Source organism: Nocardiopsis alba (assembly GCF_000710955.1).
Classification (GTDB): Bacteria; Actinomycetota; Actinomycetes; order Streptosporangiales; family Streptosporangiaceae; genus Nocardiopsis; species Nocardiopsis alba.
Map to the genome: position 1 here is coordinate 42584 of NZ_BAZE01000010.1, position 16084 is coordinate 58667.

The 16084-nt window shown below is 62.9% G+C and carries 10 protein-coding genes; 7 read left to right on the plus strand and 3 right to left on the minus strand.

Annotation, left to right across the window (positions count from 1 at the left end; translation table 11 throughout):
* Nucleotides 1-40: 40 nt before the first annotated feature.
* Nucleotides 41-379 (minus strand): hypothetical protein, encoded by a 339-nt coding sequence (locus TR33_RS18030; protein WP_159068798.1) that lies wholly within the window; start codon nt 377-379, stop codon nt 41-43.
* Between the two features lie 296 nt (nt 380-675).
* Nucleotides 676-4596 (minus strand): type VII secretion protein EccC, encoded by a 3921-nt coding sequence (locus TR33_RS18035; protein WP_042284328.1) that lies wholly within the window; start codon nt 4594-4596, stop codon nt 676-678.
* 280 nt (nt 4597-4876) lie between these two features.
* Here TR33_RS18035 and eccD point away from each other — a divergent pair, with 280 nt between their 5' ends.
* The 7 genes from eccD (at nt 4877) to TR33_RS18065 (ending at nt 13902) form a co-directional block, all read left to right on the plus strand.
* Nucleotides 4877-6217, plus strand: coding sequence for a type VII secretion integral membrane protein EccD (gene eccD, locus TR33_RS18045; RefSeq protein WP_042284331.1), 1341 nt, complete (start codon nt 4877-4879; stop codon nt 6215-6217).
* 359 nt (nt 6218-6576) lie between these two features.
* Entirely contained in the window at nt 6577-7686 is a 1110-nt protein-coding gene (locus TR33_RS26670; RefSeq protein ID WP_159068799.1) for a hypothetical protein, read from the plus strand.
* A gap of 6 nt (nt 7687-7692) precedes the next feature.
* Nucleotides 7693-8307, plus strand: a complete 615-nt coding sequence (locus TR33_RS18050; RefSeq protein WP_159068800.1) for a PQQ-binding-like beta-propeller repeat protein — start codon at nt 7693-7695, stop codon at nt 8305-8307.
* A gap of 31 nt (nt 8308-8338) precedes the next feature.
* A complete protein-coding gene (locus tag TR33_RS26675; RefSeq protein WP_159068801.1) occupies nt 8339-9043 on the plus strand; it encodes a hypothetical protein in 705 nt (234 codons plus the stop codon).
* Nucleotides 9044-9698: 655 nt separating this feature from the next.
* Nucleotides 9699-10022, plus strand: coding sequence for a hypothetical protein (locus TR33_RS18055; protein ID WP_042284337.1), 324 nt, complete (start codon nt 9699-9701; stop codon nt 10020-10022).
* A gap of 98 nt (nt 10023-10120) precedes the next feature.
* Nucleotides 10121-12520, plus strand: coding sequence for a TPR repeat domain-containing protein (locus tag TR33_RS18060; protein ID WP_159068802.1), 2400 nt, complete (start codon nt 10121-10123; stop codon nt 12518-12520).
* Nucleotides 12520-13902, plus strand: a complete 1383-nt coding sequence (locus TR33_RS18065; protein WP_052358192.1) for a PQQ-binding-like beta-propeller repeat protein — start codon at nt 12520-12522, stop codon at nt 13900-13902. Before TR33_RS18060 ends, TR33_RS18065 begins: the two co-directional genes overlap by 1 nt.
* A 70-nt stretch (nt 13903-13972) precedes the next feature.
* Here the strand turns inward: TR33_RS18065 and TR33_RS18070 are convergent, their stop codons facing one another.
* Complete coding sequence (locus TR33_RS18070; RefSeq protein WP_042284341.1) at nt 13973-16060, minus strand: protein kinase family protein; 2088 nt, start codon at nt 16058-16060, stop codon at nt 13973-13975.
* Nucleotides 16061-16084 lie beyond the last annotated feature (24 nt).

Sequence of the window (16084 nt, forward strand, 5' to 3'; positions counted from 1 at the left end):
CTTTCTCTTTTCCTGAAAAGTCTTTTCTCGCTGAAACGGATCAGCGGTTGACGCCGCGGGCCAGGGGGTCGATCTCGGCGGCGGCGGCGCTGTAGGTCTCTTCGGCCTCGGAGGTGAGACGGTTCAGTTCGTTCTGAGCCTCGCCCAGGTTCATCCCGTTGGTCTGGCACCAGGTCAACAGCCCGGAGAAGGCGTCCACGAGGTTCGCGCCCGCAGCGCTGAAGGGGGCCTCGGGACCGCGGAGACCCTCCGGGATGCCCTCGACGTCACCGATGAGGTTACGGATGTCCTGCGTCATGCTGTCGGCCTGGTCGAGGGTGCCCTGGCTGCCCTCGCCCATGGCGTTGACGTTTGAAAAATCGAGATGATCGCTGCTCATGCGCTTTCCTTCGAGGGAAGTGGGGAATTCGGCTACCTGGAACAGGGGCAGGGCATCGCGAACCGATGCCATTCACTACCGGACGTGGAGGACGATAGCCAGTTCGTACTCGCGAGGTCAATGAACCTCATCTCTTCCTCCACACGGTGTGAGTGAGACCCTGCCGGTTGTCACCGGCCCGGGCCGGAGCACGGGCCCGTCCGCTTTTGGGACGCCTTTCCCATCGGGATGGTTCTGATCCATGGGAATCCAGGGGCTCGTGTGTTCACCCGAACCGGGTGAACACACGAGCGGACTCAGGCCGGCGGATCGCTCCATCCGGCCTGGAGGAGCTCCGGCCTGCGCCCCCGCAAGGAGAGCTGGGCACGACCGGGTGGAAGTTCCTTGGAGGCCACGCCGTTGGAGATCCGGCCCTCTCTCCGGTCTCCGGAGAAGAGGACGCCCGGGGTGGCCATGTCGTTCAGAGCCTGCATCACCGCTTCGAACATGGCACGCCCGGCGCCACCGGTACGCCTGGCCACGATGAGGTGCAGACCGAGATCGGCGCCCTGCGAGATATAGGGGGCCAGGGGGGCCAGTGGATTGTTCCTGCTCCCCAGCATGTCCATGTCGTCGACCACGATGTACAGGTCCAACCCCTTCCACCAGCTGCGCTCGCGCAACTGCTTCGGGGTGACGTCGGGGCCGGGCAGACGTTCCTTGAGGGCCTTGGCCAGACTCTTGGCGACGGCCGCGGTCTGGTCCACGTTGGTGCAGTAGGAGAGGAGGTGGTCCTGCGGCACCAGCTCCAGATGGCTGCGCCGGAAGTCGACCATGACCACGCCCACCTCTTCGTGTGAGCGTTGGATGATCTGTTTGACCATTCCTCGGACGAAGGTGCTCTTGCCGCTCTTCGGGTCACCGAAGACGAGCAGGTGCGGGTCCTTGGCCAGGTTGGTCCGCGCGGGGCTCAAGGTGCTCTCGGCCAGCCCCAAGACCAGCTCGTTGCGGCGGGCACTCATCTTATGGCCTCTGAGCAGGCGTTCCAGTTCGACCTTCTCGGGCAGGGTCTTGACACCCTGGACGGCCTTCTGGGGCCAGCGCGTCTTCACCCGTTCGATGAGATCCCGGATGCCATCGGTGACGCTTTCGGCGTCGGTGATCCCGTCCACACGGGGAAGAGCGATCTGGAAGTGACGCTCGTCCGCGCCCATACCGCGTCCGGGCTGGTCCTTGGGCAGGGTCTCCGCGACCCTGCGGCTGAGACCGGAGTCCATGGGGTCGCTCAGACGCAGCTCCAGACGACCACCGAACAGGGCCTGGAGGCGGGAACGGATCTGTGTGTTCGAGGCTCCGGACAGGACACAGTGGATCCCGAGAGAAGGACCCCGCGTGGCGATGTCCATCAGCAGCTCGTCGGCCTCCTCGAAGTCCTCCCGGACCGCGGACCAGCCGTCGATCAACAGGAAGATGTCCCCGATGGTGCCGCTGGGAACCTTGCCCTCGGAGCGAGCCTGACGGAGGGCTGCGGGAGAGTCGAGGCGGTGTTTACGGAAGAGGCGCTGACGACGGTCCAGCTGGGTCTTGACGTCGATCAGCACCCGCTGCACACGCTCGGGGTCGGTCCGCCCGGCCACACCGGCGACATGCGGCAGGTCCTCCATCGCCTGCAGCGCGCCGCCTCCGTAGTCGATCGCGTACACGGCCACTCGGCCGGGCGGGTAACGCCAGGCCAAACTCGTGATCATGGTCCTGAACAGCGTCGACTTACCGGACTGGGGCCCGCCCAGAAGAATGACGTTGCCCTCACCACCGGTGAAGTCCAGCTCGGTGGGGACGACCTTCTGCTCGCGGGGGATATCGGTCAGACCGAGGACCGCGCGAACCTCGGACGGTTCCGGTTCGACCCCTTCCTCGTCCAGGCCGTCCCCCTCGCCCAGGTGCTCCAACACGGTGTCGAAGGTGAGGAGCTCGGGCAACGGGGGCAACCAGACGGGACGTACACGCTCGGCACCGGAGGCGACGATGCGATCGATGGTCACCTGGAGGGTCGTACGGGACTCTTCCTTGGCCTCCTTCTTCGCCTCCTTTGCGTCGATCCGCATGGACTGGACCAGCGACTCGATGAGAGAGCTGTCGGTCCCCATGGCCTTGTCCAGCCCATTGAAGGACAAGAGCGGGAGGACCGGAACGTCCTCCTCGGTCTCCTCCTCCGGGTCCGGCGGGACGTAGGGCTGAGAGACCATGGCGGCCTTGAACCGCTCGAACACCGAGGTGTCCACCTTGAGATAGCCCGAACCCGGCTCTGGAGGCAGATGGTAGGCGTCGCCCACACCGATCGCCTCCCGGCTCTCGGCCTCGGAGAAGGTACGCAGACCCACTCGGTAGGACAGGTGGGATTCCAGCCCCCGGATCTTGCCCGCCTCCAGGCGTTGAGTGGCCAAGAGCAGGTGTACACCGATGGAACGTCCGATACGGCCGATCGCCACGAACAACTCGGCGAAGTCGGGGTGGGCCGTGAGGAGCTCGGAGAACTCGTCGATGATGATCAACAGGTGCGGGAGCGGCTTCAGGTCGGGGTTCTCCTCCCTGGCCGCCTCATAGGCGTGCAGGTTGGGCAGGTTCCCCGCTTCCTTGAGCACCTGTTGCCTTCGCGTCAGCTCACCGAAGGTCGCCTCGCGGAACCGCATGACGAGAGAGTCGTCGTCGGCCAGGTTGGTGATCAGGCCCGCGCTGTGCGGAAGCCGGTCGGTGTCCGCGAAGGTGGCGCCACCCTTGAAGTCCACCAAGAGCAGGGCGAGGTGATCCGGGTCGTGGTTGATCACCAACGACGCCACCATCGTCCTGAGCATCTCGGACTTACCCGAACCGGTCGCGCCGACCACGAGACCGTGCGGCCCCATACCGCCGAAGGCCGACTCCTTCAGGTCCAAGAGCACGACGTTGCCGTGCGGACCCACACCGATGGGGACACGCAGGTAGTCACCGGTGCTACGGGGTCTCCACGTCTTACGGGTGTCCAACTGGGCCACGTCCGGCACGCCCAGGATCTCCGGAAGACCGACGGTCTCGTGCATGGCGTCGTCGGCGTCGCTGACCGAGATGCCGTACGGGGCAAGGGTCCGGGACAGCGTGGTCAGGTGTGCGACCGTGGCGTTGTCGGCCTGCCCCGCCAGAGGGGTGCGATCTCCGTTCTCGGAGTCGTCGGCGTCCTCGACGTCCTCTGTCAGGGTTCCGTCCGCCGAGACCGTCAGCCTCAGATCCACCGCCTCCGGTTCCTCGCGCTTGTCACCGACCAAGGCGATCACGTGGATACCGAGGTCCGCGAGCGAGGTGACGGGGGGCTCGGCCTGGAGACCCGAGAGCGTCGACTGGTGTTCTCCGTCCAGGATGACGACCAGGCGCCGAGTACCGGGGCCGGGCGCCTTGTTCCTACGACGTTGCAGGTCGACGGTGCGGCTTTCGATCTCCTCAGCCATCATCTCGGCCATCTGCATGCTGTTCACGCTGACGAACCGAGCCGGGAACGGCCCGTCCTTGGCCTCATCGAAAGTGTTGTGGGGAAGCCACTTGAGCCATTCCCATTGGGCTCGGAGCTTCTTGTCGCGGACGACGCCCACGCGTAGGTCGTGGGGAGAATGGAAGGTGGCCATCTGTGCCACGAGGGCTCGGGCCAGACCACGACCCGCGGTACGGTCCCCCACGATCGAGATGACACCGTGCTGACGCAGCGGGATCACGAGAGGCATCTCGGGGACGTCGGCGTACAGGTCGATCAACTGCTCCGCAGCACCCTGACAGACGGGGTCGTAGACCACCAGCGGGTTGGAGGTGTCGACCTTGAGCTGCAGTCTCCGTGACAGGGGGCGGGTCCCGACACCGGCCCGCACCTCGAGGAAGTCCGGATCGCTCGCCCTTCGCTCCCATCTTCGAGCCCTCGAGCGGGACGGTTCCGTCAGGAGTTCCGGTCGAGGATGTCGGAAGGCGTTGTCCGCCCGCTGGGTCGAGGCGACCTCACGAATGATCTCTCGAAGTTGATCCAGATAATCGACATAACGTTCCCGTTGTTCACGGATGCGTTTACGCGGTCCGTTGTACTGGGACACGAACATGATGATGCCGACGATGACGCTCGCCACCATGATCATCACACCGGCGACGGCCATGAGCGGTCGATGACCCATGGTGATCGACATCAGCAACGACCCCGAGCCCGTGATGATGGGCATGATGATCATCGCGCCGGAGCTTCCGGCCGGAGTGTTCTCCGGCATCTGCGGCGGCGTCGCTATGACCAGGGGTTTGTCGCCTGGCGACTTGGGGGTGCTGCGGGCGGGCCGCGGGACCGATCTGGTCGCCACAGTTCTCTCTCTTCCGTCCACCGTCGGGGGCTCTGGTGTCTGGTGACTACGCTCGGGGCTCAGGATAATCTCGCGAACGCCGTGAACCATCCTATTCACGGCCGACCTTCGCGAGGTCGGAGTGTCACCCTCAGTCGAGAACAAAGGAACCCTTGGTGTGAGCGGATACTGCCGAGTCACGGTCACCGGCCCGCAGAAATGGGCTGACCTGGCCTTGCCCGGAACGGTCCCTGTGGCGACATTGATGCCTCGGATCATCGAGGTCTGCGTTCCGGACGACGAGAGCACCGAACCGGGGACCTGGACGCTCAGCACCGCCGACGGGGAGCCCATCCACGGGGATGAACCCCTGGAGAACGCCGGTGTCTACGACGGTGACGTGCTCCTGCTCAATAGGCACAGCGCGCCCCAGCGCCCACAGAACGTCGACGACGTGCGAGGCGCGGTCGAGGACGAGGTAGACGAGCACGCGTGGATCTGGAACTCCACCGTCACGCTCTCCTTCGGTCTGATCGTCGCCGCGGTCGGCCCCCTGTTGATGCTCGCGCTGATGATGTGGCTGCGACCGTCCCCTCTCTACCTGGCGACCGCCTCACTCGGCACCGCGTTCACCCTGGCGATCATGGTGTACGCGGCACGTCGGCCACTGCCGGTGGTGGCCCACATACTGTTCTCCGCCGCCTGTCTCTGGGGAGCCGCGACCGCCCTGATCGGGGGGCGCCTGGTGAGCGGCCCCGACCCCTTGGTCGCCGGTGCCTTCGCTCTCTCCGGGGCACTACTGGTGGCGATCGTCGGCTGGTCACTGCACAAGACGGGGCTCGCCTACATCGCGGGCCTCGGGGTCCTCGCTCTGGCCGCGGGTGTCCTGGTGACCGTCGGGATCTTCGTGGAACCGATCCAGGGCGCGCGTGCGATGGCCCTGGCCCTGGTGCTGTGCGTCGGCGTGCTGCCCAGGACCGCGATGGTGATGGGCGGGCTCTCCGGCCTGGACTACGAGGTGGGCCGGTCCGGGCAGGTCTCCACCGACCGCTTCGAGGAGACCTTCGGTAACAGCGACCGCCTTCTACTGGGCATCATCACCGGCGCGGGTGTGAGCGCCGGAATGGTGCTGCTCCTCCTCGCCTATTACGCGGACGGTCTCCCCGACCTGCTGCTCTGCGTTCTGATGTCCGCTCTTCTCCTTCTCCGGTCGCGTGTATTCGACCGGATCCGTCACGTCCTTCCCCTGCGGTTGGCCGGGGTTCTGGGAATCGGTGCCGCGGGAGTGGCCACAATCGGTCAATACCAGGTTCTTGGCCCCTGGCTGCCTCCGGCGGTACTGATGGTGGGGGCGACCGTGGGAATCTTGAGCGGTATCCGTCTCACGGATGTCCCGAGAGCCTCTCTGCGTAGGTTGCTCAACTGGACGGAGATCGTCGTCGTTCTCGCCATGGTCCCCATTTTCGCGTGGGGGATGGGGCTCTTCCAGTTCGTCGGCGAACGCACGGGAACCTTCTGATAAGAAACACCATCACAGCAAGAATATCGTGCACCAAGAGGGAACTCCCTGCTCAGGCGGGGAGCTCTTTCTTTGTCGCACCCATGGGGTGGGGTGGGTGGAAATTCTGAATCCTGTAGGCGTGGCTCGTGTTTTTGCTAAATCCGTGTTGGGGATTTTGAGGAGGCTGCGAGGGGTGCATTGAAATTTTTTGGGTTACATATGGTCGTGTTCGCTTTTCGGTTCAGGCGCCGGGTTTTGGTGTGCATGAAAATGAATTATAGGTTTATTCCTCCTTTTTTGTGGCCTCTTTGGCTCTTGTGGTCGTGGGGTGTTCTTATTTTTCTGAACCTGGTTCCACGGAGTCATGGGACCCTGAGGTGGAACACAGGGTTTTGGGGGACGTCGGCTCCCAGTCCCCGAAAAAAGTAGAAGAGTATGAGTATGAGAATGTGGTGGGCCTGGTAGATGACCCTGAGGTCACCCGTTTTGTCCTTGTCGAAGGCTCCATGGTCGCGGTGACTGAGAATGGCGTCTATGGAGTGGATCGTACTGACGGGAATGAGAGCTGGAGGTACCAGGTTTTCGATGCCGAGGTTGCGGTCGCCTTTGACTCGTCGCTTGAGAATGTTGTCATTTCCTATAGACCGATCTCGGATTCTTCTCATGAGGTCACAGAGGTGACTTTGAACGTCGAGACAGGTGAGATCGAAGCCAGTGTAGTTTTTCCTTTTGTCCAGGATTTCGATGTTCTGAATGATACTCGCATGTCCGGCGCTCGCGTCTTTGTGGAAGAATATCCGGTTGAAGTTGTCGCTCAAAAAAGAGGAGATGAATCAACTGAACCGGAAGAGCGATGGCGTATGGGGATGGGAGAGCTCTGTAATGATCGGGACCTGGACGAAGATGATGTCAGTGTGACGTCCGGAGGGGCGGGCGTCTATATTTCTTTGGCATGCGAGGGCGAAAATGTGGCACACGTTGTATCGGTTGAGAGTAGTGGGAGTATCGATTTCATCGAAACTTTTCCACTGAATGAGAGTGGAATCCCTGTCGAGGTTTTTGACTATAGCGAGGGAAGGCTCTACGAAGGAGAATCAAATGATCCTGTTCACCGCGCTATCCGTGGAGATTTCAGCTCCGACTATGCATTTATTGATGCAAGGTGGGGTGAAGTTCTGACCCCTGAGGTTTGGGGTATCCATGGTATGGAAGAGGCTCTGGGGTCGGCCCCTGTGGTTGACGAGGGAGAAGCTTATTCAGTCGTTATTGGGAATTGGTCGTCGATCGAGATACAATCGGCCGTGAAGGTTGCTGATTTTTTGATCGACCAAGGTGTTGTCGACTTCTCTGATTTTCCCGAGAAGCTTCTTATTGAAGACGAGGGGGGCGGATATCGACCCCCTTTGAATTCGCGAGAGTTTTCGGGTGATGCTTCGTACTTTGATATTCTGGATTTCTTGGAAAATTCTCTTACTCGGGAAAATTGATCTTGTGTGATTAATGAAATCTCTCCCCTTTCTTTCGGTATGAGGCTTGGACTTCTTTGTTCGGTGGGTGCGCTGGTGATGGTCGCCATCGGATGCTCGACCGTGGAGACCTCTGATACCGAGGGGGGAGAACCCGCTGTCGGTGAGGTCGTCCATGTGAGGAACGACCGCCTCGATGGGGGCGAGGAGATCCCGGAAACGGTCTCCGAACAGGCATGGGTGTGGGAGGGGGTGGGCTATGAGGAGATGGTCGTGGAGAGGATCCTTCCTCTCGCTGAGGGTGCCCTGCTGGTCTTTGACGATGGCGTGGTGGCCCTGGATACGAGTACCGGCCGGGAAGCCTGGAGCTATCGGAAGATAGGCGTCTCTTCCGCCTCGGCGGTCTCCCCCGACGGCTCTTTGGCGGCGATCGCCTCTCCGGGGTCGATGATCCTTCTGGACACGGCGGATGGCGAGTTGGTGCGAGAGATCGAGGACACGAACTTCCAAGAGGGAGCTTTCGTCATCCAGGACCTGGGGCTGATGGCGGACGACGGGTTCGTTCTCGCCCGCTTGGAGGAGGGGAAGGCCGCTTCTGTCCGGCGTGAGGACTGGGGGGGGCGAGTCCCGATGGTCGAGTGATGAGATCACATGTGACGAAGGATCGAGCGGAGTGACCTCGATCCTGGGCGGGTTCTTCTCTCCCACGGGGGTCGTGGTCCATCTGGAGTGCGGGATGGACGAATCGATGCTGGTCTCCTTCGACCCCGACAGCGGTGTTGAGGACTGGCGACTTGGCTTCTCTGAAACTCCGTATCACTTCGAAAACCTCGATGATGTTACTTTTGCTCCTGTCGGCGATAAGGCAGTTCTGCAGAACCACGCACAGCTGCGCGGGACAGTAATCGTCGATACCGGCAAAGGTGAGATCGTCGCGGACGAAATTCCAAGCATGGTTGGAGATGACCCTGTCCGTATTCTAGAGGAAGGATATATTTCCAGCCTTTCGGAAAAGCTCGAAGATGAATCAATTTGCAGGTATTTCGAATTTCGAGATTTTTCTGGCGAGGTCGCTAGGAGTATCGCTGTCGATGGATACCAGGGTCATTCGGTTACGGGTTTGCTGCCGCTGGGGCGAGATCTTCTTTCGCTGCACAGGGGGCGGTATGAAGAAAATGGTAGAATCTCGGTTTTTTCTTGGGGGGGAGAAAGGGAGATAGTGGTAAGCCTCGATATTCAGGTTTACGTCGACGATATATTTCCGCTTTGGGGGCAGGATCGGGAGTTCGGGCCGGGGACCTTTCAGGAGGTTCCGGGGGCGGTCCTGGTGCGGGAGTACCCCTTCGACGAGATCCCGAGAGTCGCGGGTCTCTCTTGAAGCCGCGAGCGTAGACGGGGGTCCCGCCCACCGATCCTCCGTCCATCGCGCAGACCCTGCCGGGCTTCGACCTGAGGGAAGAAGTCCGGCTTTCGTGTTCCTTCGGTCGGGCGCCCGCTCATCCCCTGTACACCGCCACCTCTCGGGCTCTTGCCGGTAAGAGGAGGCGAGACCGATACCGGTCGGTGACGACGCGTTCATGTGCCTTCGGTAGGATCCTCCTGCCCGACCGATCAGATGTCGATCGGTCGTTGTGCGCCCCTTGTCCCGTGGCCGCCGCTTGTTGTATTGGTTCTGAGGTACCGCGGGACGCCGGCCGTACGCCGTCGGGTGAGGCGGATCAAGGTGTTCCCGGACCTTCTTCCGGTCGGATCGAAGTCGAGGTCGACAAACTGATGTCCCTATCCCCCACATGTTCTGCGTCGGTCTTGGTGGTCTCCTCGGGGGTAGCGGCGTTCTCGGCCGGATGATGGCTTTCCGTGTTGGACGCATGAGGAACTTTTCGTGTGTTCCTGTAGTCGAATATCGGGAACCGAGGGCCGTCTCGGATGCCGGAGCGTTCATCTCCAGATCAGAGCTCTGTGTGGCGTCTCGATCATTCTCTGTAATTGCCCGGTCGATTTTTCATTGGTGAAGGAAACGGAGTGGATGGCTCGTGGACGAGCTCGAAGCCAATCCTTGGCAGGGATACAGCAAGGGTGAGGTCGCCGAGGGGCTGGCGCAGGCGATGGTCGGTCTGGACGATGACTTCGATCAGCTGATCACTCGGATCATGTCCGCGGCCGGCGACGCCTCGAGCGGCTACAGCGGTTTCAGGTCCGAGGTGAAACCGGAGCTGGAGATCATTCAGACCAACGGTCTGAACCTCGCGGAGGACACCCAGAGCGGTGCGGCGGAGATCGCGAAGGCCGATTACGAGGCCGAGGACGTCTACCGCGGAGCCTGGCCCGATATCCCTGAAGTCAACTTCGGAAACTGACGTAGGAGGAGAGAGCTGTGCCTGGTGAGTCTCAGGGCGGAGACGCTTCGATCCCGGGGCTGGTCTCCTATAAGGGGTTCCGGCCGGAGTTCAACGAGGTGGTGGAGGGAAGCCCCTCTCTGCTGAGGACCTATGCCGAAGACCTCACAACGATGGAGGCCAGGATCCTGGGCAGGTCCCACGACCTGGAGGGGGCCCACGACGATGCGGCGATGGAGTTCTCCAGCCTCATCATGTGGAACATCAGCTCCATGGGAACCGAGGATCAGGTCCAGTGGCAGAAGGCGGCCGGCGCGATCAACTTCTGCGCGGCTCTGACGGAGGAGCTCGCCGACGTGCTCCAGACCTACAGGGACGAGCGGACCCGTCTTGTCGAGAGGTGGAACACCGAGGCTTCCGAGGTCGGTGAGGACTACGGCTCGACCTCGGCGATCGACTTCCCGAATCTGCCTTTTTGGACTTCGAAGTCGGAGAAGGCGGAGCAGGCCTTGAGGGCTCTCATAGAGGAGCTCGAGGGCGATGAGCAGACCGCTCATACGAAGGCGACCGAGGAGGTCGGACAGATCTCGGACGACCTTCGGGGTGGGGCTCCTTCCCCCGACGCCATCGAGAGGTTGAAGAACGGCGGTTACATCAACTGGTCCTACTTCAACCTCGGTGGTTCGTTCGGTGATATTCCGGAGGACATCGACCCGGAGGAGATGGTCGATGAGGTGCTCGAATACGTCAACGGCGATAAGCCGTTGGACGATCGCTACTATGAATTGATGGCGATTCTCTCGAGTGTCGGTTGGCGGGCCGAGGAAGCCCGGAACGTCGACGGTGCGGAGATGGATCCTCAGGACATGGAATTCCTCAAGGAATTCTATGACAAGCTCGAGGAGACAGTGGATGTCGCTCATCTGGCGAACATCGCTCCGGAGTTCATGGGGAAGGAGGACTCGGAGCTGTTCCTGGGTGCCCTCGGCACCGGGCTTCTCGTTCTCAGCGATCCGCGGCTCAAGCACGGAGATGACTCCGTTCCCGGCGGCTACTATGACCTTCCCCCGAGTGTGCGGCTCGCCGTCGAGGGCGATCCGAACTTCGGGATGCAGGATCACAACTGGGAGAGTCTCGGCAATCTCTTCGGCCATGTGCCCGAGGGGATCGAGGGTGGCCGGGGCCTGTCGTTGACCATGGGCCTGACGGTCGGAGACGCCCTCTCCGATCCCCACGCGCTCCACTCCTTCGAGACCATCGAGCACATGGAGTCCGTGCTGGGCGTGGCTACGAGGAACGCCGACGCGAACGCCGACATGATCTCCGGTCCCGGAGATTGGTACGAGCACCCGAGGCTCGGCTCCGACATGCACGGCGAGGAGAAGCGGCACGCCGCCCTAGAGGCCATCTTCACTCAGGAATGGACCGATGGGGGCGCCGCGGCCAGTGGTTACACGGACTGGATCCTGGAGGCCAGAGAGGCCGCCGGGGAGGACACCCAGAAGGTGGACGAGGTCGCCAAGGACCTGATCGAGTTCTTGACCGACAAGGACCGCTACGAACGTATGACCGACCTCACCGGCGGTGTGTACAGCGGGAACCAGGGTGAGTTCTTCGGCCAGAGCGGTCTCTCCTTCACCCAGGTCAACCATGAGATGGCCAATGGCCTGGTCAACGTCTTCGGAGCCTACGTCGAGGAGTTCAGCCTCAACAACACCGAAGAGGGCGTTCGTTTCAGTGACGCGAGCGGGAGGATGCTCATCGGCGAGGACGAGAGGATGAGGTTCCTCGAGTACGTCGCGGGTGGGCCGGAGGCGGCCACCTCCATGGTCGCCATCTCCGAGATGCACTCTCAGGGGTTGGTCTCCGAGATGTTCGAGAACGACCTCTCCCCGCGTGGAGCCGGTCAGGACACCAGCCGACTCGACTGGTTGATCAACAGCGCGTTGATCAATGAGGCCGAGAGCCGGATGAGCTCGGAGGACGACGCGAAGAAGGAGGCCTATGACAGGAAGGTCGCCGGACGTGAGCTCTTGATCGATCTCGCCTTCAAACCGGCCTCGCTCATATCGACGAAGAGTCCTGTGACGGATCTCGTGATCGGCGAGATGATCTCCGGCGCGCAGAGCGCGATCACCAACGCCGCCACCGATTCCGTGAGTCTCGACCTCGGCCCGGTGCCGGACACCAACGCCCAGAGCGAGACCTCTATCAGCGCCAACCACATCGGCATGGGAACTTCGATCGTCGATTACTACATCGAGAACGACGTGCTGAGCGCCGAGGATCTCGCGGGCTACGATCACCTCGAGTACCGGGACGGGGGAGTGGCGATCGTCGGCTATGACAGCGATGTGATGTACGACGTCCAGGACGAGATCGTGGAACTCCTCTCAGGGGTCGATGACGGAAGAGGAGCGGAGATCCTCGAGACCTATAAAGAGGGATACAGCGACTCGAAGGTCGATAACAACAACAATCCCAGCGTTGACGACAGCGGTAGGCCGGAAGAGGACTGATGATCGGGTCGTTGTTGCGCTCCTGGTGGTTTCGGGGCGCGGTGATCGTGCTCGTGGCGGTGCTCGTCGGGGGCTGGCTGGTGCTACGAGGGGACTCCCGTGTCCGGCACGAGCCCTTGACGGGGGAGTGGTCCTCCGACGGGATCCCGGGAACGGTCACGGAACAGGCGTGGGAATGGTCCGACGAGGAGGCCACGGGTTTTCCGACCCTTTCCCCCCTGCCGAGCGGTGTTCTGGTGCGCTTGGAGGACGGCGTCGTCGCTCTCGATGGGGCTTCGGGAGAGGAACGATGGAGCTATCGGGTGGAGGGCACCCGTGTGTGGACGGACGTCTCCGCCTCGGGGGAGAGAGTCCATGTGCTCTTCCCGGACGAACCTCAGGACCGGTCGGAGAACGGTGCGGCCTCCGAGGAGGATGAGGGGGTCGCCGGCCGCCGGGTGGTCCTCGACGGGGCCACCGGTGAGGTCATCGGGGAACACGAGGAAACGTTGCCGGGCGACGTCTCCGAGTTGGGCGTCTTCGACGTGGACGCGGCGACCGACGCGGGTCTGCTGTCCCTTCCGCCCGAGCCCCGGTTGGACGCGCTCCTGCGTTCTGACGTGGACGGTGAGGAGCTCTGGCGGACCGAGGATCTGTTCTCCTGCGGAGACTCGAAGGTCGAGCGGACGGAGCGTCCCGTCGTCTTCCCCGAAACGGTGGTCGTACGGGCGGTCTGCGGTTCGGGCGAGACGGAGTTGACCGCTCTGAACCTCGACGACGGTTCCGTTCTGTGGTCCATGACCGGGGCCGATGAAGAGTTCCTGGTGTCGGACGGTGGTCTCCGTCGGATCGGGGGGCTGCTCGCCGTCGACGAGGCGGGATCCGTCTATGAGCCCGAGGGCGGCACACGATACGCCGAGAGGGTGGTCATCGACCCCGTATCCGGAGAGGTCGTGGGCGAAGGGGTCGAGGAACGGGGCGACCGGTTCCTCGTCAGGACCTTGGAGACGGGCTACCTGTTGTCGGACCGGACCGATGAGGAACGGGTCTACAACTACGAGCTGCGCGGTTTCGACGGAGAGACGGTGGCGACCACGGGCGAGTACGCGGTGAGCACACAGGCCGTGTCGGCCTATCTCCTTCCTCTGGAGGAGTCGTTGCTCAAGCTCGAACCGGGGAGAGGGACGGGAGACCTCCTGACGGTGGCCCCTTGGGCGGGGGAGAACGAGACCGAACAGGTCGCTCTTCCCCGAAGGTTGGACACCTCCCTGGCGTCTCAGGACCGCGAGGTCACGATGGATCTTCTGGGTGAGGACCGGTTCCTGGCCGTACCCGGTTCCGTGGTCATGGTCGAGCGTCCAGAGGAGGACAGGGGCGGGGTCACGGTCCTGGGCTTCCGATAACAGGACCTCCCCCGACCCGAGAGAGTCGGCCCGAGGGCCCGTGATCGTTCGGAGGTCACCGAAGTCGGTCTCATCCGATGACGTCGGTGACCTCCAGGGTCTCTGGGTCGATCAGATCGACGCCGCCGTCCTGGTTCACGGAGGCGATCACTTCGGGGAGGAAGGCGACGGGGCGGGTCATCAGGGTCTCGTTCCCGTCGAGCAGGTCCTTTCCGCTCTCGACCTCCCAGAGGTGGCCGTGAGTCTGATTCTCTCGGTCGGTGCCCAGATCGTCCGGGTCCGGATCATCGCTTCTGGTGCTCCATGAGAAGTGGACCAGGCCGCGTTCCCCGTCGACGGACAGGTCGTTGATCCACGCGCCCTGCTCGGTCTCGTCGGCCTTGGAGTAGTCGTCCAAAGGGAACGAGACGATCGTCGATTCGTCCTCCAGATCCAACCAGTCGATCCGGCCATCACGGATGAGGACGATCTGGTCCTCTCCCTCCACCACCGCCATCCTGTTCTCGATGACATTTCGAATTCTCTGTACCTCTTCGCCCGTCTCCACGTCCCAGAGGGAGATCTCCCCTCCCGTGGCGACGGCGAGTCGACTCTCGTCGAGGAACGCGAGGTTGTAGGCGGATCTGAGGGCGAGGGTGGTGCTCATCTCTCCGGTCCGCATGTCGATGATCCCCACGGCCTCACGATTCTCCTCCATGAAATCGGGTCGGTTGCCGATGGCCAGGTAGGCGCCGTCGGTGCTGAAGGAGAAGTCCCATAGGGAACGGCGGGTCAGGCTTCCGTCGGGGCCCGGGGGAGGCTGGACTCCGAGATGGTCCACGGCCTCACCCGATGGAAGGTCGTAGGTGGTGGTGACCCGGTAGTCCTGTTCCTGGTCGGCGTCGTCGCGCAGGGATGTCGCCGCGACCATGCACCCGATGGGGGCGAACTCCATGGAACCTATGCCGTTCAACTCCTCGATCGGCCGTGCGAACTCCTCGCCCTTCCGCCAGTCCCAGAGCGTGAGCCCGTGATTGAAGCTGCCGATGGCGAGAAGACGCCCATCAGGTGAGAACTCCACCTGCATGGCGTCCAGGTCCTCGATCGGACCGGAGGGCGAAGGAAACGCCGATTCCTCGGAGCAATCGGCGTTCGTGATCAGTCCCTCCGTCCCGGTCTCAGGCTCTTCGGAGCCGAGGCTCTCGTCTCCGTCGTTGAGGCGCAGGTAGCCCCAGGTGATCCCGGTACCGGCTACCAAGGTCAGGGCCAGAGCGGCCCCCGCCATGCCGAGCAGTCGTTTTCGATGATCGGTCGTTCGGGGAGCGGGTGTCTCGGGGATCAGACGGCGCATCTCGTCCGCTCCCCGGGTGATGAGGGAGCCGAATTCGGGCGGCCATGAGGTCGAGGAGGCGGCGCCACCGAGCATCTCGATCAGGTCGGTCGCGCTCGGTCGCATCCTGGTGGAGGCCTGGAGACAGGAGTCGACGACCCCGCGCAGGTGAAGGGGCATTCTCTCCACCCCTCTCGGGTCGGTGGTACCGCTCACGGCGAAGCACAGGACGGCCGCCCAGGAGAACACGTCCCCCGCCGGGGTCCCCTGCCCTTCCGGTGGGGTGAGAGAGGTGTACGTGTCGTTCGAGCCGTCCAGAGAGGACGCGGCCGGACTCGACAGGAGGGCCCGGGTCTCATCGAGCAGTACGTTCTGTGGCCGCAGTTCGGTGTGCGCGTGTCCTATGGAATGAAGGGACGCCAGGCCTCGAGCGGTGGTCACCGCGAGGGCGTGCAGAGCGGAGACGGAGAGCGGGCCGTGTGTCCGTACGAATGTGGCCAGGTCCGTTCCGGGAGGGTTCTCGGCCGCGACCCAGGGGACGGGTGAGGTCGGGTCGAAGTCCACGACGCGGGCCACGTCAGGTCCGGAGACCGCGAGGGATACTTCCATCCTTCGGGCGAAGGCGGCTCGGAAAATCGGGTCGGTGGCCCTTTCCGGTCGTGCGATCCGTACCCGGACGGGTGGTCGGTTCGGGCCGGTGGCCCAGTAGGAGCGTGTGTCGACGTCCTCGCCCAGCCGGGCCAAGAGGCGGTAGGGGCCGACAAAAGGGGGGTCGTGGGGATGGAGGGGGAGCATGAACGCCTTGTCGATGTCGCGTGGACCGAAGGAACCGGCGGGTGTGCGAACCACCCGTCAGGTGTGGAGGGGGGAGGC

Coding starts and splice junctions, on each gene's coding strand:
- TR33_RS18030 (WP_159068798.1), bottom strand. CDS start 379: ATGAGCAGCGATCATCTCGATTTTTCAAACGTCAACGCCATGGGCGAG.
- TR33_RS18035 (WP_042284328.1), bottom strand. CDS start 4,596: ATGATCATCATGCCCATCATCACGGGCTCGGGGTCGTTGCTGATGTCG.
- TR33_RS18065 (WP_052358192.1), top strand. CDS start 12,520: ATGATCGGGTCGTTGTTGCGCTCCTGGTGGTTTCGGGGCGCGGTGATC.